Origin of the sequence: Microbacterium testaceum (assembly GCF_020781835.1) — a bacterium.
GTDB classification, from domain to species: Bacteria; Actinomycetota; Actinomycetes; order Actinomycetales; family Microbacteriaceae; genus Microbacterium; species Microbacterium testaceum_H.
In genome coordinates this window covers 393,940-416,488 of the sequence record NZ_JAJGNJ010000002.1, presented here as the reverse complement: position 1 = coordinate 416,488, position 22,549 = coordinate 393,940, and the positions used below count along the sequence as shown (strand labels likewise).

Here is a 22,549-nt window from a genome sequence, read left to right as displayed (position 1 = left end):
GGTTGGGTCCAGGACGCAACCGTTGTCTCCGCGCTGGCCGGAACACCCGAAGGTAGCTCTCGGGACTCGGACGTCAGCTCTAGCCGGCGCGTCTCGCGTTCGGGCGATGTCGCAGCTGCGTCGTACCCTCTCGCCATGCCGGAGCGAATTGAGGCGTGGTGGGCCCGCCGCCAGTGGTCGAAAGGCGCAGCCGTCCCGTATGCGCCGGGCACCTATAGCGATTCGTGGGCGGCGTATCCGGCACTACGCCGGCAGTTTCATCCCGATCTGAACGCGGGTATCACGCTGAGCCAGATTCCACCCGCGGCCGACGTTTACCTGTTGTGGGTGTGCGAGGAGCGGGGGCATCGCTTCGCGGCAACCCCAGACGAGCAGCGGTCACGTCCGGGGCGGGAACGACGAAGAAGCGCGTGGTGCCCCGAGTGTTCCGAGCTCGCTAACCCGCGCCGCGCCATCGCGATGCCGATGCGCGACTCCGTCACCGCACCGTCGCCGCCCGTGGGGGTAACGCTGCGCGCACGAAAGCCAAAGGCGCGAACTGTGATCTGCGAGAAGACGCCGGATGCCCCGACCGGCACGGCCTTCGTGAGCGGGTGCGCACCGCAGCCGGCGTCCGCTGTTGAAGCCGCGATGCGCGCTGACATCTTCGGTGCTCTCGCGCTCGCCGAAGGGCTGAACGCTGTGCGGGTGGCTCGTCCGTTCTTTCAACACCTGGAGGTCTGGCCCGACATTGTGTTGGAGGAGTTCCGGGTCGCCATCGAGTACGACAGCATCGGCCGGCACGGTCTGGAACACGTCGGTAAGCGCGAGACCGCCGACCAGCGGAAAGACCGGGCGCTGCGCGCTACCGGCTGGGAAGTGATCCGCTTGCGCACCGGAAAGCTGGAGATGCTGGGACCCGCGGACATTCAGCTGTCCACGTGGAACAAGCGTGCTCTCGTTCGCCTCGTCGATCGCCTTCGGGAGATTCGGGGTTCTCTGTTCGTGGACTCCTACCTCAGCTAACGATGGTCAACCCGGTTGCCTGCTGGGTCACGCTCGGACTTCGATGAGTTCGTCCCAGTGTGTGGTGGCGCGTCTCGTCATGAGTTCGCGTTTCATGGTCCAGTTCGGGCCGGGGCGGATGCCGGCGTAGCCGAGTCCGAGGGTGTCGCTTCCGGTCTTGGATTGGATGCGGCTCATCAGTTCGGCGATGTTCGATTCCTCGTGCGCGTGCCGGAACATGTCCAGCGTTTGGTGTTCGTGGGCCTTGCGGAGATCAGTGAGGATCAACCCTGCTTTCGCGTACCTCACGCCGTCGGCGAGCTGCGGGAGAAGCGCGTGCGCTGCCTTGGTGATCTGCACGGGGTCGGCGGTAGGCGTCGGTAATCGGGCGAGCGACTGTGGGAACAGCGACCGGCCCGCCGGAGCTTCGTTGTCGGCGAATGGGGACACGGCAGCAAACGCGGTCACGAGTTTCGCGGCCTGGTTGTTCTTGACGAGGCGAGTGGCGGCTCGTTGTGCGTAGATGGAGAGAACCTGCCGCATGGCGGCGACGGTGGTGATGCGCTGGCTGAAGGATCGGCTGACGATGATCTGCTGCTTCCGGCCGGTGCGGTCGCCTTCCGGGATGATGCAGGCAACGCCGCGCAGCTCGAGGGCTGTCCGCATGGTCACGACCGATGTGTTCTTCCGAACGGTCGTGGGGTCGGCGGCGGCGAGGTCGGCGATGGTGCGCACGCCTATCCCGGCGAGGCGCTTTTCGAGTCGGGAGGCGATCCCCCATACCTCGGACACGGGGAGCCGCTGCATGAGTTGATCGCGCCATCCCTGGGGGGTGTTGTCCCATGCGCAGACGCCGCCGAAGCTGTCCGCTTTCTTGGCCCACTTGTTCGCGAGTTTCGAGAGCGTGCGCGTGTTGGCGATGCCCACGCAGACGGGGACGCCGAGAAGACGGCGGAGGGTGTCGCGGATGTCGCGCCCCCAGGCGTTCAGCGCAGCGGGGTCGCGGGCGATGTCAGGGGGGACGGTGAGCCATGCTTCGTCGATCGAGTAGATGTCGAGGTCAGCGGTGAAGCGGGACAGGATGCTCATCACGCGAGCGGACATCGAGCCGTAGAGCTCGTAGTTGCTGCTGACGGCGCGGATGCCGAGGCGTTCGGCGTGGGGTTTCAGTTTGAACCAGGGCACGCCGAGGTCCAGGCCCATGGCCTTGGCATCGCGGGAGGCGGCGACCACCATGCCGTCATTGTTGCTGAGGACCACCAGCGGGATCGTGGCGAGGTCGGGGCGGAAGACGCGCTCGAACGAGGCGTAGGCGCTGTTGACGTCAACGTGCGCGAGCATCAGCGCAGGTGGTGGAGGCAGTACGTAGCGACTCCCCAGATCTGAAGGTCGCTAAGTTCGGGCACGGTGATGTCGGGGTAGTCCACATTCTCGGCCGCGAGGACCACGCCCGCGCGCTCGACGCGGAGGCGTTTCACCGTGAGCTCTCCGTCGAGCACCGCGACGACGATGTCGCCGTGACGTGGCGTCTTGGAGCGGTCGACGAGGAGTTCGTCGCCGTTGCTGATGCCGGCGTCGGTCATGGAATGCCCGGAGACTCGGACGATGAAGGTCGCGTCTTGGTCGTCGACGAGCCGTTCGGTGAGGTTGATGTCGCCGTCGTAGTAGTCCTGTGCCGGGCTTGGGAACCCCGCGGCGACGGCGACGGGAGCCACGCGGACACGCGAGGGGTCCGCTCGCTGAAGCACTTTGGCAGCGGCCCTTGGGCTGAGCAGGAGCGCGCGCACTCGGCAACCTCTCGTAGAACTGAACAACGACTACGAGTATGCGCCGAGCACGCGACATTCGTAAATGCGATCGTTTACGGACTGTCGAGCTTCGAATTTGTGTTCTACACTCGGCAACCATGAAGACCGCCGAGACGGAGCAGCACGCGACCCTTTGGCTCGTCGATGAGCGCCCCGTGCGGATGCTGTACGCCGGCCACCGCTGGCGCATCACGAACGTACCGACCCGGCTCCGCGAAGGGGTCTGGGCGATGCCACTGGACGGCGCGCGCGCGATGTACGGGTGGCGGTTTCAAGCGAACGATGAGGACGGGCGAGCGTTCGTGTTCGACGTGTTCAAGGGGTCCGAGCACGAGTGGCACGTCCACCACGTTTACGACTGACCGGATGCCACACGGGTTCACCACGCTACGGTCAGCCGATACCTCGGCCAGGCGTCGGCGCCAGGAGGTGGTCGGTCCGATCAGTCTGCGAATGAACGCTTTCGCGCGTAGTCCGCTCGGCAGTCTGTTCGTCGTGGTGCGCAATGGCCTGGCGGAGAGCGGCCAGCTGGCGGTCCAGGTCATCGGCGCCATCCACAGCTACGGCGCCGTGCTGGCGCGCGACCTTCGTTGCCGACATTGCCGCAAGCCGCAGTGTCGATCTCCCCGCTCGTGTTCTCCAGTCGGTCGCAGGCTGCGTCGAGGCTGCGGGGGCCGGGTCGTGGGCGGCTCTGCGTTGATCCTGTGCTGCGGCGATCCGAGATTCCTCGACGGTGACTTCGGGCAGTCCGCGGCGCATCGTCTCAGCAAGCCGGGTGACAGCGGCGCTGGCATTGGGGGCGATGACGATGGCTTCGTTCTGGTGGCGGCCGCGGGTCATCCCGACGTACAGGCCAGACGCGTCGACATCAGGTCCAACTATCGACGCGTCAGTCGTCTCGCCTTGCGACCCGTGCACAGTCGCGGCATACGCGAGACGCACGTAGCTGGCGGCATAGTCGGCGCTGACCGTTCGCCTGACCGTCTGGTCGCTCGTGGAGGCGAGGCGAATGATGTCGCGATCAATGTCAGTGACGACCCAGGTGGCGCGGTTCTCAACACCCATCGCGGTGTGGTTCCGGCGAGTCTGAACGACGTCACCGACCATCACGCGTTGCTCGTCAGCGCCGAAAGCGATTCGGGCCGCATCGATTTCGCCGCGGGCAATCCGTTGTTGCTGGATCGCTTCGTTGAGCGCGTCCGCTTCGTCGTTGCTTCCGGTCACCAACGCCACCCTCCGCCCGCGTTCAGACAAATCGAAGTAGCGACCGACCATCACCGCTCGGGCCGCCTCCTGCCCGTCGACCCGAACGACGTGACCACGGGCAACCAGCTCACCCGCCACCGCCTTCGCATCTTCAGCGCCGGCGGGTTCCCGAAGCCGGAGGGTGAGGTTCGCATACTCGGGATCGTTGAAGCGGTGGACGGTGCGAAGTTGCACTACGGCGGTGGCACGGCGGGTGAGAGCGGCCATCGCTCCCGCGTGCCCGACGGGTGCGGCTTGCAGGTGGTCGCCCACCATCGCGATCCCGACCCCTGTTTCCACTGCGAAGGCGAACAGGGCGGATGAGGCCTGGAGGTCGACCATGCCGGCTTCGTCCACGACGATCCGGTCCCCCTCCCGCAGAAGATGGCGTCGCGGCCCGTTGAAGAGCGCTCCGGTGAGCGGATCAGTCTCGCCGGGTCGCAGACGTACCCATTCCTGCCCTCCGGAAGCCCCGACGGCCCAGCGCCACCCGTGGTCGAACAGAAGCGCGTGCAGGCTGGTCGCGTCCGCGCCGACCTCCCGAGCAGCCACCGTCGCTGCTTTCTTCGTCGGCGCAACCACGATCACCCGGCGACCTTGCGCCTCCAGAGCCGCCCGAGCTGCCTTCAGCATCGCCGTCTTGCCGGATCCCGCGGGCCCGGTCACGCTGACCAAGCGGTCTGTGCCCGAGATCGCCGCGGTCGCCGCGAGCTGACCATCATCCAGCACCACCGCACCATCGAGGACACGAGCCGCCACTGCCCTGACGCTCTCCGCCGACGGTCGCCGTCCATGTTCCGCCAGCCTGTCGAGGGCTTCCTCGATCTCCTGCTTCAGCCGCCACGTGACCGATGCCATCAGCGCCTTCAAATGCGCCGGCCGCCGATCCTCGCCATCCAACAGGTCCTCGACATCCGTCATCGCTCGTTCAATTACCTGATCGACGGTGTGCTGCAAGACATCCCGGTCGGCGATCATTCCGGACGCCGCCACCGCACGCATCGCGCCGGCACGAAGGTCGAACGTGCTAAACCGCCCTCCGTACCCCGTCGATCGCGCATCGGCGTCAGCGACCGCCCGTGACGCGAGCAGCGCAACATCCACCTGAACGAGAGCGCCCCCGGTGTGATCGGTCGGAGCGCGCCGTGCGCGCACAGCTGCGTCGAGCTCCGCGATCTCGTCGCAAATGAGGCGCTCCCAGTCGTCTTCATCGACCTGGTGCGGCTTGTTCGGACGGCCGGTGGCCCATGCCCGCCGGTCGATACCGCGGATGACGTCCGCCGTCGGCTCCCTACCCGCGTGATCTTCGCTCCATTGGGCGAGGAGCTCCGCCCTGTTCGCTTCGATCTGGTTTGAGCGTCGGGACAGCGGCTTCACCAGGTGCGCCAGTTCCGCGATTTCTCCCGTCGCGGCGACGTTATATCCGTGGGCGGCGAGCGCCGCCCGCCACCGTGGGTCCGTCCGGGCGGCAAGCTCGCCCTCGGCGTTGACCACCGTGTGGAACCTCATCGCGACACGAGAATCGACGTTGGACCACTGCCCGTCCTTGCCGCGGACCTTCACCGACAACCACAAGTGACGGTGCACATGCGGATCCAGCGCCCGTGATCGGCGGTGCTTAAGCTCCACCACCTCAATCCGAGACAACTCCTCGCGGATACGCCCGCCGGCGCCGCGGCGAGCGTTCAGCTCCGACGCCCAGGCCTTGATCACCCGGTCCCGCAACCGGTCCTGCAGCGCCTCGAATTCAGTCGCGAGATCGGGGTGCAGCAACGCGGCGATACTGAACGACTTCGGCGCGTTGATCGTGCCGTCCAGCAGCAGGTCCGCGTCCGGACTCGTCAGGACCCGGCCGCGTGCGGCTCCAGTGATCGGATCGCGGCCGTCTATCCACGCAGCGAGCGCATCGGGGCTCAGCTCGTCCGTGCTGAACCGGCCATCGTCCACCAAGAAGCGAGTGACGGTGCGCTCCGAGACGTCGGCGTAGCCGCTCGCGGAGGCGGCGCCCGCTGACACATGTGAGTCGCACGTGCCCTCGAAGGCGTAGGCCATCGCCTGGCGGACGCCGTGCGATTCCGCACCACGCTTCCACCGCTCCAGACCTCCGCGCACGGCCCGCAAGATACGCCGTGCTCCGAACTCCGGCTACGCCGCCCACTTCAAGTGCCTGCGTGCATCCTTCTTTCCCGCTAGCTCAGTTCCGCCTTCACAGATCGATAGAATGAGCCGGCATCACGGAGGGGGACCGTCATCGCAGACCCGTTTCTTCGATGGGCCGGATCCAAGCGGTCGCATCTGGCCCAGCTCGCGCGGGTAGTCCCGGCAACCTACGCGCACTACTACGAGCCCTTTCTAGGCTCGGGCTCGCTTTTCTTCCACCTCGAGCCGGCCCGTGCGACGCTTGGGGACCAGCTTGAAGCGCTTGTGCGCACCTACGAGGGCGTGCGCGCAAATCCGCGCGCAGTGTTCGACAGGTATTCCGCATGGCAGGTGAATAAGGATGCGTACTTGGAGGTCCGCGGCTTACGGCCAGCGGATGTCAGCGAGGCGGCCGCTCAGTTCATCTACTTGAACAAAACAGCTTGGAACGGCCTCTACCGGGTCAATCGGAGTGGGCAGTTCAACGTTCCATTCGGCCTGCCCAAGTCAAGCAATATAGTCGCCCTCGACGCCCTGACCGCGGCGGCGGCCCTATTGAAGCGTGCCACGATCAATCACGGAGACTTCGAGCAGACCCTCAGCACCGCGGAGCCGAATGACCTAGTCTTCGTCGACCCCCCTTACGTGACAGCCCACAACGACAACGGGTTTGTGCACTACAACGAGACACTCTTCAGCTGGTCCGATCAGGAGAGACTCGCGCGCCGCTGCGCCGACCTACGAGAGAACGGGGTTCACGTCATCGTGACGAACGCCGCACACGCGTCCGTTCGCGACCTGTATGCGGGGTTCTATGTGACTGAGATCACAAGACACTCGACGTTGGCCGGTAACCCGGCGAAAAGGAGATCCGTGAAGGAGCTAATCTTCTCCACTCAGCGACCGCGGGAGGCTTGAGTCTTGCGCATCGCTATTCTCTCGGATGTTCACGCCGGAGAGGCGCCACACGGCGATACCTGGGTTATCACCGAGCCACCCTCGAGTCCGGCGAATGAGAATCCGCTCCGCGATCTCGCGGGCTTTGTCCGCGAGAATCATCTCGAAGCAGATCTTCTCCTTTGCCCGGGTGACCTCGGTAATCGGGCACACGAGCCTGGGCGACTCTATGGATGGAATGCCTTACATCACCTGCGTGGCGCGTTCGGTGCCAACTCCGTCGTAGCGACTGTAGGCAACCATGATGTCGTCACACGCAAGCCAAGCCCGGACCAGGCTCAGTTCCTGAAGATGCTGACTCCCAGCTTTCCGACCGATGACCCGATACTCGTTGCTCAGTACTGGGCTGAAGGCTTCTATGTCGACGACAGGGATCCCGGCTACCGGATCCTGAACATCAATACCTGCGCGGATTTCCCATCACACCCCGGCCCGGCCGCGTCGCAGGACGACGTGGATGCTCACCTGCTGCATGTCGAGCGAGGCTCGATCTCCGTCGACCGTCTGGCGAAGATCGAGGCCGCACTGCAAGGACTTGAACCGAAGGTGGTCAACATCGCGCTGATGCATCACCACCCGGTGGAGCATGCCCGGCACGATCTCTTGAAGGACACCTACGGCCCCGCCACGAACGGGGAAAAGTTGCTCGATCTGCTAGAACGTGCGGTCAACTGCGGCAGGTGGATGCTGGTGCATGGACATAAACACATTCCGAACTTCACGGTGGACGGCGGGTCCGCCTATTCCCCGATGGTTCTCTGTGCGGCGAGCGTCGGCGGTCACCTGTGGCAGCCCGTGGCCGCGGTCGCACGAAATCAATTCCACGTCGTCGAGTTCGAAACCGCGCGAACGCTCGGGCAACCCATCACTCGTGGCAAGGTGCTGTCATGGGCCTGGAGCTTCGGACATGGCTGGCGTCCAGCGCCGCCGACCACCGGGCTGCCGTCGGAGTTTGGCTTCGGAGCGTTGAACGACCCACGTGACTTGGCGGATCAAGTTGCGGCAGCGCTGGACGCTCGCGGAGTTGAATTCGATCGTTGGAGCAGCATCCTGTCTGAGTATCCGCTCGCCCAATACCTCGGACCGGTCGACATGAGTCTCTTCGAGGATCGTCTCGAAACCTTGGGATACCTACTGGAACGTGATCGACAGTTTGCAGTCACCACCGTGGCGAGGAAAGCAACATGGACATGATGACGCGAGAGGGCGCGCTCTTCGAGGCGTTGAATGCTCGGAAGATGTCAGCAGAGGAGATCGCGTCCAGCTTCGTGATCTCCCCTCAGTTCGAGAACATCGTCGGTCCCGACCACTCCTTCCTTGTCGGCCCACGGGGTAGCGGCAAGACCACGATTTTGCGCATGCTGCAGGGCGAAACCCTAACGCTCTGGAAGCATCCTCGCGCCAAATCCATCCGAGACCAGGTTGCGTACTCCTCGGTGTTCGTGCCAGCGGACCGACTGTGGTCTACGCAACTTTCTCGGCCGACAGGGGTCACCGCAGAGGAAACCGACGCTCTGCGATCGATGAGCCTGGCGGCCTTCGGCACGCAGGTACTCTCAGCGATCATCGAGACGCTCCAGTACCGACTCGACTACTTCGAGTTGGGCGGGGACATTCACCTCCCGGCAAGTCTCACGCGGGAGGCTGAGTCCGAACTCGTAGAGGTCTGCGCTCGCGCGTGGGGACTGACCCCCCGCACTAGAACGCTCAACGGGCTGCTCTCTGCACTTGATGAGCGTCTTCTTCGAATCGGCTCGCTCCTCAGCGCATGGCGGACAACCGACCAGCTGTCGCTCCTGGAAGACGTTGTCCCGGGTGGATCTGCCTCGCCTATGGAGGCAGTCCGATTCGCCATCCGAGTAATCAACCGCATGACCGCACAGCCTGATCATCGGTGGGCGCTTCTGTTAGACGAGATGGAGCTCGCGCCGCGTGAGGTGCACGAGCTTGTCATCCGGAGTGTGCGTGGTGGTGAACGACAGCTAGTCCTCAAGATGTCCTTCAGCCCGTTCGACAACAACGCAAGCACGGCATTCGAGGGCGTAGGGGCTGCGAGCGCCGACAACGACTTCGTGCCCGTATATCTATGGTCCGGTGATAGGCGGGGCGGCCGAAAGTTCGCCGACAGCATGTTCAGGTCTATGCTCGCGAGTCGCGTGGGCGCGCAAGCCAGTCCGTTCAAGGCACTGGGCACGTCGGAAATCGACGCAAGCGGAAGAAACTGGAAACCGTCGGACATAGAGCCGGGTAGCAAAAAGCTCGACCTCATGTACGAGATGCAGGCGAACGATCCGACATTCGCCAAGTATCTCGAGCGGCGCGAGGTCGACCTTCAAAGACTCGGGTCACTTAGCTACGTGCAGCGTTCGTCCACTATTCGAAAGTTTTACCCGCTGCTGGTCTTTCGTGACGCGTTGCTGCGCTTCTCATCAAGAGGAGTCAGCCGCCGAACACGTAAGAAGGTAGATGAGGTCTTCAGCGGCCAGGACGTTGTATATGCGGCGCTTGAAGCGAACCCCCGGTGGATGAAGGCGGTCTTCGGCCAAATGCTTGCGAGGTTCGATAGCGAGCGCAATCGCGTTCCCTACGGTTTCCAGTATGACGCGCTAAAGGACGCCGCCGAACGATTCGAGGCGCTTCTGGAGTTGCTTCCGACCAACCTTGGAGATCCGCGATACCGAGTACTGACCCTCATCAACACGATCGCTGCGTTCTTCAATCGGAGGGCATTGGGTCCGTTCTCTGCAGACATCCCTACAACGTTCGTAGTGGACGACGCCGTCGACAGTGACACAAAATCGATGCTTCGAGTTGCGCTCAACGCCGGCGCCGTAGTGCATGTGAGAGGGCCGAGCAGCCCAAGCCTGCTCTCCAAGCTCGACGGCGAGCGATTCCGTATCACGTACTTGCTTTCGGTCCGCGACAAGTATGAGATCCCTCTTCGCCTCGGAAAATCTGTGCACTTGAGTCGGATCCTGGCCGAGTCGCCAGCAACTTCAGATTCGGTTCTCTCTTTGTTCGACTCCGCACCGGAGTCAGAATCTTGATTCGCCGGGTCCTGCCTCTCGCCGGAGCGGAGCACTCGTACGACGTATTGATTGGAGCGGTCGGATACGAGTCTCGCTCGTCCCACATTGCATCGACAGTCCGAGCACGACAGCGGCTGTATTTCCCGTATAGCCGACAGAGCTCTGCCGCGTTCATGCGCAACCTCTCAGTGCTGGAGAGTCTGAAGAACACGACCTTGGTCAAGGCTGACAACCTTGAGAATTTCGCCACTGCTGTCGATCGCACTCTCTCGGACATTGCTGATAAGTCCACCGTCGGGATCGACATATCGAGCCTTGATCGACGTCGACTTGCGATCCTCCTTGCCAGCCTCCAGCGACGGGCACAGGAGCTGAACACCCTGCGCGCCGACCTCCTGTATGCGCCGGCAGCATTCTCACCGCCAGATCCCGACTTGAGCTCCAGCCCGTTAGAAGCGGGGCCGGTAGGGCCTGCGTTTCACGGTCTGCTGCGCCGTACGTCGTTGCCGCTCACGGCGATTTTTGGGCTAGGTTACGAGCCTCAAAGAGCAATTGGCGCCTTCGAACTCCTCGAGCCGAGCCGAGCGTGGGCATTCTGGCCCGACAGCAACGACCCGAAGTATTCGTCGGCGCTGACCGACGCAAATCGGTTGCTCCTGTCGGTTTTCGAGCCGCGGGACGTTATCAGGTATCCAGTGCTTGACCCGGGCGAAACTTACTACCGCCTCGAGTCCCTGGTGTCTGGAGTTTCTGACGCTAGCCGAATCGTGTTGGTGCCGATGGGCCCCAAGATCTTCGCCGCGTGCTGCATACTTTTGGGTCTAGACGAGACAGACAATCGGCCAGCTGTGTGGCGCATAGGCGTCTCTGGCCGCTCGAGTCCGGTCGATGCGCACGCGCGCGGAGACGTAGTCGGGCTGACGGTTCAGTACTTCGCTACGAAGGCATTGGCTAGTTCTTCGTGACCTTGTCAGAGAGCGCCAAGCACGCGCTCTGTGCCCCCGGGTCAGTCGTCCCTGCCTATCGTCGCCCGAGCCGCCGCGCGAGCCTCTCGTGTCTCCGCGGAGATGCCAAGGCGTGCGCTTCACAGCTCGCGAAGGCCTTGCCCGAATTGGATGTACAGATCGGTCACCGCCGGGTTGTTGACCCGGTAGGTCGCGCCCTGTCCGCGTCGCAGTTCCGAGAGCGGCGGGTCGCTGCGAATCAAGTCCGCGGCCAGTAGCTCGTTGAGTGCTTTCGCGACTGTCACCGGGAGCAGGTCTAGGCCGTTGGCGAGTTCGCCTCGTTTTGAGGGGCCGTGGTCGCGGAGGTATCCGATGATGCTCATGCTGACCATGGACCCGACACCGAGCACGCGGAGGGGACCCTCGAGCTCGGTGCTCGTGGCGGGTCGTGCACGCTTGGCCATGCTGCCTATTCTGCCCAACGGACCAGCAAGATGTCGTCGTCCGCGGGCTCGCACCGTGTATTTGAGGTATCTCCTAGACTTACGCCTCAGGAGGGTCTTGGTGGAGCGGTCGGAGTCGAGTTGGCGTGTGGGCGACGTGGTCGCTTTCGAGCAGATGCGTCAGCTTTCGGACGTGGTGGTCGCGCGGATGGTCTTGTCGGATCGTGAGGGTGCGCTGGCGGTGCGGCGGAAGACGCTGGAGACGGACGGATATGACCGCGCCGCGGTTGATGCGCGTAGCCGCGAGCTCGCCGAGATCCTGAGAGAGGTGCTGGCGTGAGCGCCGACACTGCAGCTGGGCTCGACGCGGCACCTTCGGGGGCTGTCGCGGCCGCGTTCGCCGGGGTGGACCCTGTGGATGCGCCGGTGGTCACCATTCTGGTGGGCGGGCCCGGCGCGGCTCCCGCGCGCGCGGTCAGACGGCTCCTCGCGTCCTCGCCATTCCCGACGGCCTATGTGAATCGGTCGGATCTGCTGGCGCTTGACGGAGGCTCGCGGCGAGGCGGGCGGGAGGACCTGCTGGAGGAGGCGCTCGATCGGGCGCGGCAGAGCAAGCTGCCCCTGATCATCGACGACGACGCAATCAGCGCGTCCCCTAACGAGACTCTCGCGGCCTTCAAGAGCGCCGGCTTCACCACCCGCATCGTTGTCACCGTGCCTCGCGAGACCGAGGCGGCGGTGACCATCGCGACGCAGCGACTCCAGCAGCAGCTCGCTTCCACTGGCGCGCAGGCGGAACGTGGCTCGGCGACGAGCTGGAAGGACATCGTGGAGACGTTGCGGGCTATCCCGCGCGAGTCGGTGGATCGGGTCTTGGTTCTCGACGGGGATGGCGAGAGTGCCTACGACGGTCCGCCGCGAGCGGCGGCTTGGAACGCTGTTGGTGCGGCGTTGCGAGCACCGTTGCGTGGCAGTCAGGGTGTGTTGTGGCTGGGCGAGCTGCGTCGCGTCACGGACTACATCGCAAACAGCGGTGCGCCGGTCACGAGAGCGGACTGTGAGAGTGTCTTGTCGCTTTATGATCTGGCGCAGCGCCGAGTGCTCCCCGAACTGCCGATCCGAGATGATTCACGAAGCGCCGTCATGCAGCGTGAAGTGCTGCGCGCAGGGCGAGCCGCAATCGAACGTACGGTCCAGCGAATCGCGCAGACGTCGGTCGATCCGGAGATCACCGCCCCGACGCCTCGCTCGCCCGGCTTGTAGCCACTCGATTCAGCGCGCGAGCACTTCGACGTTCAGGCGCTGACGGCGGCGAGGCCGTTGGAGAGCCGTTCGCGATTTGCGGTCGGGTCGGTGATGGTGCTGCTGATGAGCCAGCTGAAGGTGGTCTCCGCGGCAGGGGCGACGACGCCTTTCAGGGGTTCTAGGCACCAGCGGACGTCGTCGCGGAGGCTGTACCCGGGTTGTTCGTCTTCTTTGCCGTCGTAATAGGAGAGCGCGGCGACGGCGACGCGGTAGGTGACGGCTTCGGCGATGGCTCGATCGATCATGAGGATCCTTCGTGTTGATGTGAGAGTACGCGCTGCCCGGTTACAGGCCACGCCCATCTCTTGTCTGCGGTGAGCGCAATTCGGTGGCGGGTGCTTCAGTCGACGGTCGCGTCGTGCGGGGGTGGCGGCGGAGGTGGTCGTTGATGATGCGGGCGATGGCGTCCATGCGCGCATCCTCCGCAGCGGCTCGAACCGCTCTGCCGTCACTTCGGTCGCGCTGTGCGAGCACTCGGACCTCATGCTCGCGGTGAAGGCGTTCCCGGATGGATTCGTTCTGGGTGTAGGCGTGGAGGCTGCGGAGGCGGTCGCTTTCCTGCTGCCACCGGTCGATGAGCTCGGGCGGTGTTCGCTCGAGCGCGGCTCGGCGTTCGGGGGTCATGGGCCGGCTGAAGAACTCGTCCGCAGCCGCCTGATTCCGACGTCGTTCTTCCGCGGTCACTTTGTGGAGGCGGCGGGGAGGGAGGCCGGCTTCCCGTCGCCGGCGTTCGCGGTCTTTGTATCGCCGATTCGCGTCCAGCTCCGCTTCGCGGTGGGTGCGGTAGTACTCGCGTCGCTTCGCCCGGACGTGTTCCTGGTTCTTCTCGAAGTACTCTTGCGACTGCGCACGTCGGTCGCCTGGGTTCTGTCGATACTGTTCCCGGCGGCGTGCGTTGAGTCGCTCCCGGTTCTTCGCCCGCCACTCGCGCATCTCCGCGTTGTGCCGCAGCCGATACCCCTCAGGGTCTCGTGCTTTCTCCCGTGCGATCTGCTGACGCCGGTACTGCCGGCTCTTCTCACGCGATCGCTCGATGTTCTCCGCGTACCTCTCCCGGCTCCGAGCGTTGCGTTCACGTCGCTGCCGGCGTCTCAGGTTCGCGCGCTTCTCCTGCTCACGGTGCTTCCGCAACCACCCCTCCGGGTCCCTCTCGCGTGCCCTCTCCCGGTATCGACGGCGATTCTCTGCCTCACGCTCGGGGTTCGCGTCCCGCCAGCGCTTGTTCTGCTCGCGCTTCATCTGGCGGCGACGCTCCTCCGCGCTCGTCTCGTCCTCCGTGCTCCCGTCCCGTTCAACGCCCATGGCTCATCCCTCTGCTGGCGGGGGCGGTGGCGGCTGCCGGCAACTCGGCGGGGTGCCGGCCGTCATGGTGGGCGGTGATGAGGCGTTGGATAAGGTCGGGTCGGAATCCGCTCCAGTGATTCTGCGGCTCGTCATCGACCACGACGACCGGGGCCTGGGAGTACCCGAGTTCGGTCGTCACGTACTCCCGATCTGCGTCAGTTCCGGACTCGGACAGATCACGCACGGTGACCGTGATGCCGGCGTCCTCGAACCGCTTGCACGTGGCCCAGCACTGCTTGCAGTCAGGACCGGTCGAGTACACAGTCACCGAGATCATCGCTTCACCTCCGACCTCGCTTCCGAGCTACCGGAGGCTGTACCTTCCGGACTGTCGGACCGCGGTAGTTCGGAGCCCCGGCCCTCAGCACTCGTCGGCGTCTCGGATCGTGCGGTGAGGCGAGCGACGCCGATCAGGATGGAGTCTCGGAGTTCCGCTTCGGTTGATCCGTCGAGCAGGTCTTGGTTGTCCAGGAGAAGGTCGACGGCGATTCTCACCAGCGAGTTCTCGGTGATGCGTTCCGTCCGTATCCGGCGCTGCTTCATTCGGAACCGGGCTAGCGCGGCGAGGTCGACGAGCTGATCCGCGTGCAGCAGCGTCTCCTTGCGTGTCAGCCGCCGATACTTCGGCCCGTCCTGCACCCCCGCTGCTGGCGGGGTCGTCGGTTGTGTCGAGACACGTGAGCGGACGTCGTGGAACTGGGATGCGAGATCGATGCGTGCCATGGCGGGATCACCCCGCCGCTCGTTGAGTCGAGAGCCGGCCGAGGAGCTCGAACCCCACGGACGTCGCATCCCAGATCGCTCCAGCGGTGCGACGCGTGTCCGCGACAGAAGTGATGACGCGACCTGCCGCCGACGCGGTGGCGTGCACCCGGTACTGACGCAGATACGAGACGAAACGAGGAAGACGCAGCGTGTCGTCGACCAGTCGCTCCCACTCGCCTATTTGCCCCGGGACGCGGGAGTCGATGCGGTTAAACAGGACCGCGTAGGGCACGCCGCGCGGCTCGATCAATCGGGCGATCGTGCGGACCGTCGGGTTCACCGCAAGGGGCTCCGGCGGGAGGGGAACGACGACGAAGTCTGCGAGCTCGAGGACGGTCTGCAGAGTCTTCGTGTCCTCGAGGCTGCCCGGGGTATCGACCACCGCGAGGTCGTAGCGCGCGCCCAGTTGCCTCAACCGAGCCACGTCCGGAAGTCCCGGCAGCGCCGCGTGATCGAAAGGCAACGCGTCATCGGCGTTCTCCGCCCACCACGCCGCCGACTGCTGAGGATCGACATCCACCAGCAACACACGTAGCCGACGGGACAACGAGGCGGCGAGCTGCATCGCGACCGTCGTCTTCCCGACACCGCCCTTCTGATTGGCGACGGCCACAACCTCTGGCCTGTTAGCCCGCATGGCGTCGCGCCTCCACCGTGGCCGATTCGATCCACTTCTCGATGACCTCACGTGGGTACACGATTGTGCGACCCAGCCGGCAGAACGTCGGTTCCTGGTGGCGGTGCCGTCGGACCGCCAGTGAGTTCAATGTCAGCCCCGGGAGGATCTCCGCCACCTGGGCTGGCGTGAGGTACTCGCCGGGCTGGAGCGACAGTCCGTGCTGATTCGTTGATGTCATCTCGTGCTCCTTCGCCGGGGTTGGGTTGACACGAGTGTGTAACTGAAGTATTCAGTAAGTCAAGAGTAGATACCTGAAATACTCGGTTTACCTTCGAAGCAATGGCACGAGCGGGTGATTTGTGGGAAGCGTTCAGCGCTATAAGACGACACAAGGCACGCGGTACCTCGTGCGCTACAAGAAGCCCGATGGCACTCACGCCAATAAGCGCGGCTTCCGTACGAAGATTGACGCACAACAATTTCTGGCCGACGTCACCGTGTCGATCGAGAAGAAGGCGTACATCGATCCTGTCGACTCCCGCGTTACCGTCGGCGAGCTGGCAGATGCGTGGCTTCTCGACCAGGCGGCCGTCCTCAAGCCATCGTCAATGCACGCTCTGCATTCTGCGTGGCGGACGCACGTTGGCCCGCGCTGGGCGTCGGTACGACTCGACGCCGTGCGATATAGCGATGTGCGGGCCTGGGTGACGGAGATCGCGACTCAGCGCAAAGCGACTACGACCATCCGAGCTTACGGATTGCTCGCCGCCGTGCTCGATGTGGCAGTTCGCGACCGCCGCCTCGCTGACAATCCGGCGCGAGGAGTCAAGCTGCCGAAGAAGGTCGCCAAGCGCAGGGTGTACCTCACGCACCAGCAAGTCGACCTCCTCGCCCGGCAGGCGATTCATCCAGCCCTCGTCTACTTTCTCGCATACACCGGTCTGCGCTGGGGGGAAGCGACAGGACTTCGCGTCGCGGACGTCAACCTCACGCGCCGGCGAGTGAACGTCCAGGAGAACGCGGTCATGGTCAATGGCACGATCCACACCGGCACGCCCAAGACACACGCCGCCCGGTCCGTCCCATTCCCGCACTTCCTAGACGAGCTCATCCGGGATCAACTGCGCCGCAAGCGCCCTGAGCATCTCTTATTCGGTGACGGCCTGCAGCCACAGCGCCTTCCGAACTCGCGCGATGGGTGGTTCGCCGCCGCAGTGCGGCGAACGATGCATATCGACCCCACCTTCCCGAGGATTACCCCGCACGACCTGCGGCACACAGCGGCAAGCCTGGCGATCAGCGCAGGCGCCAATGTCAAGGCTGTACAGCGGATGCTCGGACACGCCTCGGCGGCAATGACGCTCGATACTTACGCCGATCTGTTCGACGACGACCTGGACTACGTCGCTGAAGCCCTCGCCAGAGCGAGGCACGCCGCGGTCATCATCGTTGCGGAGGCGCCGGCGATGAACGCCCAGGCGACCCGGGCAGAGCTGCCATGGCAGCCCGATCCCGGTACCACGCCGCCAAGCCTCTGACCTCGTCGCCCGGCGGACCCAACCCGTCGGAACACCGGTTTTACCCATTTCTTACCCACGAAGCCGGTTAGGGGAAAGACAGAAGCCCCGCGATCCCTGTGTTCACATGGGTTCGCGGGGCTTCGACTCTGGCGGTGACGGTGGGATTTGAACCCACGGTAGGGGGTTACCCTACACAACTTTTCGAGAGTTGCACCTTCGGCCGCTCGGACACGTCACCGCCGACCAGCTTACGACACTCCGCGGGATGCCGCGAATCGGCGGATGCCCCGGGTCACGGCATCCGGTCCTCCATCGTCGAAACACCATCCTGGTGGGGGTCTGCGCACGATGCCAGGATCGGATCATGAGCGTGATCGAGAACTCCAAACTGACCGTCGTCGGCGCGGGGAGCGTGGGGGCCAGCGTCGCATACGCCGCCCTCATCCGCGGCTCGGCCCGGCACGTCGCCCTCTACGACATCGCCGAGGCCAAGGTCGAGGCCGAGGTCCTCGACCTCGCGCACGGCACCCAGTTCACCGGGTCCAGCGACATCACCGGCGGGAGCGATGTCTCGGTGGCCGAGGGCTCGCACGTCGTCGTCATCACCGCGGGCGCGAAGCAGAACCCCGGCCAGACGCGCACAGAGCTCGCCGCGACCAACGCGGGCATTCTCCGCCGCATGATGCCGGAACTTCTCGAGGTCGCACCGAACGCGATCTACGTCATCGTCACGAACCCGTGCGACGTGCTCACGGTGCTCGCGCAGCAGGCCACGGGCCTGCCCACACGCCGCATCTTCGCCTCGGGAACCGTCCTGGACACCTCCCGGCTGCGCTGGAAGATCGCGCAACGCGCCGGCGTGGCGACCCGGAGCGTGCACGCCTGGATCGTCGGGGAGCACGGCGACACCGAGTTCCCGCTGTGGTCGACCGCCACCATCGGCTCCGTGCCGATCACCGAGTACGACCTCCCCGACGGCACGCGTTTCGACGAAGCCGAGTTGGATGCCATCGCCGTCGACGTCCGCGATGCGGCGTACAAGGTCATCCGCGGCAAGGGCGCGACCAATTATGCGATCGGCCTGTCGAGCGCGCGCATCGTCGAGGCGATCCTGCGCGACGAGCACGCGATCCTCCCGGTGAGCACCGTGCTGCAGGACTTCCACGGGATCAACGGCATGGCACTGTCGGTACCGTCGGTCGTCAGCGCCCGCGGAGCCGTCCCCCTCGCGGGCACTCCGTTCTCGGACCGGGAGCTGACGCTCCTGCGCCGCTCCGCCGACGCCCTGACGGCCGTGTCCGACTCGCTGCGCGACTGAGCGCCCGGCCTTGCGGCCGGGCCGCAAGCGCCGGCGCGGGCCAGCGCGAGCGCGGCCGGGCAGCGAGCGCGGGCGGCGCGGCGAGCGCCGGCGCGGGCCAGCGCGAGCGCGAGCGCCAGCGCGAGCGCGATAAACGCTATCCGCGCCGAGAAACGCGTCGTCATCGCGTTTATGGGCGTGGATCGCGTTTATGCGGATGCCACGGACCCCGGCCGCCGGCGATGTCGGAGGGCCCGCGTAGCCTGGGCGCATGGCATCCCGTCGTCCCTCTCCCACGGCCGCCCCGTACCGGTGCACCGAGTGCGGGTGGACGACGCTGAAGTGGGTCGGTCGGTGCGGCGAGTGCCAGGCATGGGGCACTGTCGTCGAAGCCGCCGAGCAGACCGGGATCACCCGGTCCGTCACCGCTGTCGCCCCGGGCGCGGCGCGGGCGGCCCGCCGCATCACCGATATCGATACGCAGGACGCCCCGCGCCGCACGAGCGGCGTCGGCGAGTTCGACCGCGTGCTGGGCGGCGGCATCGTCCCGGGCGCCGCCATCCTCCTCAGCGGTGAGCCCGGTGTCGGCAAGTCCACGCTGCTGCTCGAGGTCGCCGCGCAGAGCGCTCGCGCGGGACGGCGGGTGCTGTACGCCAGCGGCGAGGAGTCGGCGGCACAGGTGCGTCTGCGCGCCGAGCGCACCGGCGCGCTGCACGACGAGCTGTTCCTCGCGTCCGAGACCGACCTCGCCACGATCCTCGGGCACATCGACCAGGTCGAGCCCGAACTGCTCGTCGTCGACTCGGTGCAGACGGTGTCGTCCGCGCTCAGCGACGGCGCTGCCGGTCAGCCGGCCCAGGTGCGCGAGGTGGCATCCACGCTCATCTGCGTGGCCAAGGAACGCGGGCTGCCGGTGGTGATCGTGGGGCACGTCACCAAGGACGGCACCATCGCCGGACCGCGCGTTCTCGAGCACCTCGTCGACGTCGTCTGTCACTTCGAGGGAGACCGGCAGACGTCGTTGCGCTTCGTCCGGGCGCTCAAGAACCGATTCGGCCCGACCGACGAGGTCGGCTGTTTCGACATGACCGGCAGCGGCATCGCGGAGGTCAGCGACCCCAGCGCCCTCTTCCTCGGACACGGCGACCCCGAGCCGGGAACGTGCGTCACGATCGCGATGGAGGGTCGGCGCGCGCTGCCCGTCGAGATCCAGGCCCTCGCGGTGAAGCAGACCGCGCCGAATCCGCGGCGCATCGTGAACGGCGTCGACTCCTCGCGCGTCGCGATGGTGCTCGCCGTGCTCGAGAGCCGCATCGGCGTCTCGCTCGCCGACAAAGACGTCTACGTCTCGACGGTCGGCGGCGTGCGGCTGGTCGAGCCGGCTGCCGACCTGGCGATCGCGATCGCGGTGGCCAACGCCGTGCAGAACCGGACCGTTTCCAAGCGGCTCGCCGCGATCGGCGAACTCACGCTGACCGGCGAGATCCGCAACGTCACGCAGGCCGCACAACGGGCGTCCGAGGCCGCGCGTCTGGGCTATCACACGGTGCTCGACTCACGGTCGCGCAAGCTCGCACAGGCCCTGAACGAGCTGAAGGTGCGCGGGATGCCGCGCGATGAGGTCGCGCCCGAGTTCTGAGTCGACGGCCGGGAACGGCGACCGCCGGGCGTCAACGGCCGGACCAGCGGCCGCCGGGCGTCAACGGCCGGGAACGGCGGCCGCCGGGCATCAACGGCCGGGAAGGGCGCCGGCCGCGTCAGTGGCCGGGAGGCGCCGAGCGGCGACGGCGGTGCGGCGACGTGAAGCCGAGCACGGCGGGGATCACGAGTCCGGCGGCGCACACGGCACCGGCGATCAGGTACTCCATGCCTCGAGTCTTACACGCCCGCCTCACCCGCGCGAGTCGGACACTTCACCTGCGTGGGCATCGAGGGCGTGGGGCGCCCGGGTCATGGCATCCATCCCGCCGCAACGCCGGCACCGCCGCCCGCACAACTCCGGCACGAGCGGCCTCCGTCCGCGCGACACACCGCACACTCCGCCAAGGCGCAGGAGATGTGCGGGCGCGGCCGGTCAGGCCTCGAGGGCGGCGAGCAGGTCGACGGGGCTGGCCTGGATGGGGTGCGGCCCCGCGATGTCGATGAACACGGTCGTGATCTCGTCGCGGTGGCGGTCGAGGAAGGTCCGCAGCCACTGCGGCGACTGCAGCGCGACGTGCGGCGGCAGCGTCTCGGGCTTGTGCGCCGCGTCGCTGAACAGCAGCAGCGCGATCTGTCCGGTGTCGGGGTCGCGGTAGGTCCAGACCTCGCCGACGTCGAGCGGGTTGTCGGCGTCTCCCGCACGCATGAGCGGCACGACGGTGGGCCCGTGCCGCAGGGCGAAGGCGATCGCCGCCATGTCCTGGGTCTGCAGGGCGTCGGTGAGAGCGGTGTTCTTGAACTCCACGTCAGCCTTCTTCCCCTTGCGCTTCTTGCCGCCGGCCATCCCCCGAGCCTATCCGCGGCATCCCGACCGCGTCGCGTCGGTGGCCGGCCCTGCCTGTTCGATTCCGGTTGGGGCGCGCGCTACGCCAGGAACCCGCGCAGCAGCGCCTCACTGCCGGCGACGTGGTCGAGCATCGCCGCGTGGGCGGCATCCGGTCGCCCGGCGAGGATCGCCGACACGATCGCGGCGTGCTGGGCGGTGGAATGGTCGATGTTGCGCGGCAGCAGCGGAAAGGTGTCGAGCCACGCGTTCACGCGCGCCCGGTTCTCGGCGACGAGCGGGACGAGCGACGGAATGCCGGCCAGCTCGGCGATCGTCAGGTGCAGCAGCGTGTCGAGCCGGCGGTAGTCCGCGCCGACGGCCACGGCGGCTGCCTCGTGCCGCGCCCACAGCGCGTCGCGCTCGTCGGCGGACAGGGCGCGTCCCGCGGCGGCCCGGGCGGCCCCGGGTTCGAGCACACCGCGCAGGGCGATGACGTCGTCGAGCTCGCTCGCCGACACCGCCGGCGGGTCGGTGGGCCGCGGTACCGGGTCGACGACGAACGTCCCGCCGTATCGGCCGCGCCGGGTCTCGAGCCACCCGGCGTCCGCCAGCTCACGGATGGCCTCGCGCACCGTGTCGCGGCTGACGCCGTAGAGGGCGGCGAGCTCGCGCTCGGCGGGCAGCGACTCCCCCGGCGCGACGAGGCCGAGCCGGACGGTCTGCACGATGCGAGCCGTCGTGTCCTCGAGCGCGTTGCCGCTGCGGACGGGCCGATAAACAGCCCGGCGCAAATCGTCCAACGGCGCTTCGGTCATCCCGTCAGCCTGTCATGCCGCAGGTCACAGGGGGGTCACGTAGGCGTTGGTGATGCCGCCGTCCACGACGAACGCCGTTGCGGTGATGAACGAGGCGTCGTCGGATGCCAGGAAGGCCACGGCCGCCGCCATCTCTTCGGGTTCGGCGAATCGGCCCATCGGCACGTGCACGAGGCGCCGCTGCGCGCGCTCAGGGTCTTTGGCGAACAGCTCCTGCAGGAGGGGCGTGTTCACCGGTCCGGGGCACAGCGCGTTGACGCGGATCCCCTGCCGGGCGAACTGCACGCCGAGCTCACGGGTCATCGCGAGCACACCGCCCTTGGATGCGGTGTAGGAGATCTGCGAGGTCGCCGACCCCAGCAGCGCGACGAATGACGCGGTGTTGATGATCGACCCGCGCCCGGCGGGCACCATGTGCCGCAGAGCCGCGCGCGAGCACAGGTACACGCTCTTGAGGTTGACGTCCTGCACGCGGTCCCACGCGGGCAGTTCGGTCGTCTCGATGGAGTCGTCGTCGGCGGGCGAGATGCCGGCGTTGTTGAAGGCGATGTCGACGCTGCCGAGCTCGGCGGCGACGCCGTCGAAGAGGGCGTCGACGGATGCCTCGTCCGCGACGTTCACCTGGCGGAAGACCCCGTCGACCTCGGCGGCGGCCGCGGAGCCGGTGGTCTCGTCGAGGTCGGCGATGACGACGCGGGCGCCCTCGGCGGCGAAGCGACGGGCGGTGGCCAGGCCGATGCCCGACGCGCCACCGGTGACGATGGCGACACGGTCGCGGAGCCGCTGTGTGAGGTCGATGGTCATGTGCGGTGGTTCCTTTCGAGCTGAACCTCGTCCCACTTATGGCTGGTGTGGGGCCTCCACACCA

General features: G+C 66.2%; 24 protein-coding genes and 1 tRNA gene. 11 read left to right on the top strand and 14 right to left on the bottom strand.

The genetic code is table 11. The features are described from left to right. Positions 1-135: 135 nt before the first annotated feature. Positions 136-1,005, top strand: a complete 870-nt coding sequence (locus LL239_RS04550; protein WP_228162256.1) for a zinc-ribbon domain-containing protein — start codon at positions 136-138, stop codon at positions 1,003-1,005. Between the two features lie 27 nt (positions 1,006-1,032). Here the strand turns inward: LL239_RS04550 and LL239_RS04545 are convergent, their stop codons facing one another. Both LL239_RS04545 and LL239_RS04540 read right to left on the bottom strand, forming a co-directional pair. Continuing rightward, complete coding sequence (locus tag LL239_RS04545) at positions 1,033-2,325, bottom strand: Y-family DNA polymerase (RefSeq protein WP_228162255.1); 1,293 nt, start codon at positions 2,323-2,325, stop codon at positions 1,033-1,035. Continuing rightward, complete coding sequence (locus LL239_RS04540) at positions 2,325-2,699, bottom strand: LexA family protein (protein WP_228162254.1); 375 nt, start codon at positions 2,697-2,699, stop codon at positions 2,325-2,327. The genes LL239_RS04545 and LL239_RS04540 overlap by 1 nt, the downstream gene beginning before the upstream one ends. A 191-nt stretch (positions 2,700-2,890) precedes the next feature. On the opposite strand from LL239_RS04540, the gene LL239_RS04535 reads away from it, so the two are divergent. Continuing rightward, entirely contained in the window at positions 2,891-3,154 is a 264-nt protein-coding gene (locus LL239_RS04535; protein WP_228162253.1) for a hypothetical protein, read from the top strand. 31 nt (positions 3,155-3,185) lie between these two features. On the opposite strand, the gene LL239_RS04530 is transcribed toward LL239_RS04535, so the two are convergent. Beyond that, complete coding sequence (locus tag LL239_RS04530) at positions 3,186-6,149, bottom strand: AAA family ATPase (RefSeq protein WP_228162252.1); 2,964 nt, start codon at positions 6,147-6,149, stop codon at positions 3,186-3,188. A 138-nt stretch (positions 6,150-6,287) separates the two neighbouring features. Between LL239_RS04530 and LL239_RS04525 the strand changes: the two genes are divergently transcribed. The 4 genes from LL239_RS04525 (at position 6,288) to LL239_RS04510 (ending at position 11,127) form a co-directional block, all read left to right on the top strand. Continuing rightward, positions 6,288-7,094 carry a DNA adenine methylase gene (locus tag LL239_RS04525; protein WP_228162331.1) on the top strand — a complete coding sequence of 269 codons (807 nt, stop codon included), beginning with the start codon at positions 6,288-6,290 and terminating at the stop codon, positions 7,092-7,094. Positions 7,095-7,097: 3 nt separating this feature from the next. Then, on the top strand, positions 7,098-8,327 hold the full coding sequence (locus LL239_RS04520; RefSeq protein ID WP_228162251.1) for a metallophosphoesterase family protein: 1,230 nt from the start codon (positions 7,098-7,100) through the stop codon (positions 8,325-8,327). Beyond that, on the top strand, positions 8,318-10,180 hold the full coding sequence (locus LL239_RS04515) for an ORC-CDC6 family AAA ATPase (protein WP_228162250.1): 1,863 nt from the start codon (positions 8,318-8,320) through the stop codon (positions 10,178-10,180). The genes LL239_RS04520 and LL239_RS04515 overlap by 10 nt, the downstream gene beginning before the upstream one ends. A gap of 155 nt (positions 10,181-10,335) precedes the next feature. Continuing rightward, the gene (locus LL239_RS04510; RefSeq protein ID WP_228162249.1) at positions 10,336-11,127 is read left to right on the top strand and encodes a hypothetical protein; all 792 of its coding nucleotides are present in this window, start codon (positions 10,336-10,338) and stop codon (positions 11,125-11,127) included. Positions 11,128-11,246: 119 nt separating this feature from the next. On the opposite strand, the gene LL239_RS04505 is transcribed toward LL239_RS04510, so the two are convergent. Further along, positions 11,247-11,570 carry a hypothetical protein gene (locus tag LL239_RS04505; protein ID WP_228162248.1) on the bottom strand — a complete coding sequence of 108 codons (324 nt, stop codon included), beginning with the start codon at positions 11,568-11,570 and terminating at the stop codon, positions 11,247-11,249. A gap of 127 nt (positions 11,571-11,697) precedes the next feature. On the opposite strand from LL239_RS04505, the gene LL239_RS04500 reads away from it, so the two are divergent. Then, positions 11,698-11,889, top strand: coding sequence for a hypothetical protein (locus tag LL239_RS04500; RefSeq protein WP_228162247.1), 192 nt, complete (start codon positions 11,698-11,700; stop codon positions 11,887-11,889). Beyond that, positions 11,886-12,812 (top strand): hypothetical protein, encoded by a 927-nt coding sequence (locus LL239_RS04495; RefSeq protein ID WP_228162246.1) that lies wholly within the window; start codon positions 11,886-11,888, stop codon positions 12,810-12,812. Before LL239_RS04500 ends, LL239_RS04495 begins: the two co-directional genes overlap by 4 nt. A gap of 32 nt (positions 12,813-12,844) precedes the next feature. Here LL239_RS04495 and LL239_RS04490 read toward each other — a convergent pair whose 3' ends face one another. Genes LL239_RS04490 through LL239_RS04465 form a run of 6 tightly spaced genes read right to left on the bottom strand, consistent with a single transcriptional unit; the run spans position 12,845 to position 15,820 of the window. Next, positions 12,845-13,099 carry a hypothetical protein gene (locus LL239_RS04490; protein ID WP_228162245.1) on the bottom strand — a complete coding sequence of 85 codons (255 nt, stop codon included), beginning with the start codon at positions 13,097-13,099 and terminating at the stop codon, positions 12,845-12,847. 40 nt (positions 13,100-13,139) lie between these two features. Beyond that, complete coding sequence (locus LL239_RS04485) at positions 13,140-14,156, bottom strand: hypothetical protein (RefSeq protein ID WP_228162244.1); 1,017 nt, start codon at positions 14,154-14,156, stop codon at positions 13,140-13,142. Next, on the bottom strand, positions 14,146-14,475 hold the full coding sequence (locus tag LL239_RS04480; protein WP_267188884.1) for a glutaredoxin family protein: 330 nt from the start codon (positions 14,473-14,475) through the stop codon (positions 14,146-14,148). Before LL239_RS04480 ends, LL239_RS04485 begins: the two co-directional genes overlap by 11 nt. Then, positions 14,472-14,921: a hypothetical protein gene (locus LL239_RS04475; protein ID WP_228162243.1), complete on the bottom strand. Its 450-nt coding sequence runs from the start codon at positions 14,919-14,921 to the stop codon at positions 14,472-14,474. Before LL239_RS04475 ends, LL239_RS04480 begins: the two co-directional genes overlap by 4 nt. Before the next feature lie 7 nt (positions 14,922-14,928). Further along, on the bottom strand, positions 14,929-15,576 hold the full coding sequence (locus tag LL239_RS04470) for a ParA family protein (RefSeq protein WP_308218560.1): 648 nt from the start codon (positions 15,574-15,576) through the stop codon (positions 14,929-14,931). Positions 15,577-15,589: 13 nt separating this feature from the next. Beyond that, positions 15,590-15,820, bottom strand: coding sequence for a helix-turn-helix domain-containing protein (locus LL239_RS04465; RefSeq protein ID WP_228162241.1), 231 nt, complete (start codon positions 15,818-15,820; stop codon positions 15,590-15,592). 169 nt (positions 15,821-15,989) lie between these two features. Between LL239_RS04465 and LL239_RS04460 the strand changes: the two genes are divergently transcribed. Beyond that, positions 15,990-17,120 carry a tyrosine-type recombinase/integrase gene (locus LL239_RS04460; protein ID WP_228162240.1) on the top strand — a complete coding sequence of 377 codons (1,131 nt, stop codon included), beginning with the start codon at positions 15,990-15,992 and terminating at the stop codon, positions 17,118-17,120. Between the two features lie 129 nt (positions 17,121-17,249). On the opposite strand, the gene LL239_RS04455 is transcribed toward LL239_RS04460, so the two are convergent. Beyond that, positions 17,250-17,340 (bottom strand) — tRNA-Ser (locus tag LL239_RS04455). A 126-nt stretch (positions 17,341-17,466) separates the two neighbouring features. Between LL239_RS04455 and LL239_RS04450 the strand changes: the two genes are divergently transcribed. Continuing rightward, on the top strand, positions 17,467-18,420 hold the full coding sequence (locus tag LL239_RS04450) for an L-lactate dehydrogenase (protein WP_228162239.1): 954 nt from the start codon (positions 17,467-17,469) through the stop codon (positions 18,418-18,420). A 250-nt stretch (positions 18,421-18,670) separates the two neighbouring features. Further along, positions 18,671-20,038, top strand: coding sequence for a DNA repair protein RadA (radA, locus tag LL239_RS04445; protein ID WP_228162238.1), 1,368 nt, complete (start codon positions 18,671-18,673; stop codon positions 20,036-20,038). A gap of 435 nt (positions 20,039-20,473) precedes the next feature. Here radA and LL239_RS04440 read toward each other — a convergent pair whose 3' ends face one another. The 3 genes from LL239_RS04440 to LL239_RS04430 all read right to left on the bottom strand — a co-directional run bounded on the left by LL239_RS04440 (position 20,474) and on the right by LL239_RS04430 (position 22,485). Next, positions 20,474-20,884 carry a dehydrogenase gene (locus LL239_RS04440; RefSeq protein WP_228162237.1) on the bottom strand — a complete coding sequence of 137 codons (411 nt, stop codon included), beginning with the start codon at positions 20,882-20,884 and terminating at the stop codon, positions 20,474-20,476. An 80-nt stretch (positions 20,885-20,964) separates the two neighbouring features. Further along, the gene (locus tag LL239_RS04435) at positions 20,965-21,681 is read right to left on the bottom strand and encodes a FadR/GntR family transcriptional regulator (RefSeq protein ID WP_228162236.1); all 717 of its coding nucleotides are present in this window, start codon (positions 21,679-21,681) and stop codon (positions 20,965-20,967) included. Between the two features lie 24 nt (positions 21,682-21,705). After that, positions 21,706-22,485 (bottom strand): 3-oxoacyl-ACP reductase, encoded by a 780-nt coding sequence (locus LL239_RS04430; RefSeq protein WP_228162235.1) that lies wholly within the window; start codon positions 22,483-22,485, stop codon positions 21,706-21,708. Positions 22,486-22,549: the final 64 nt, after the last annotated feature.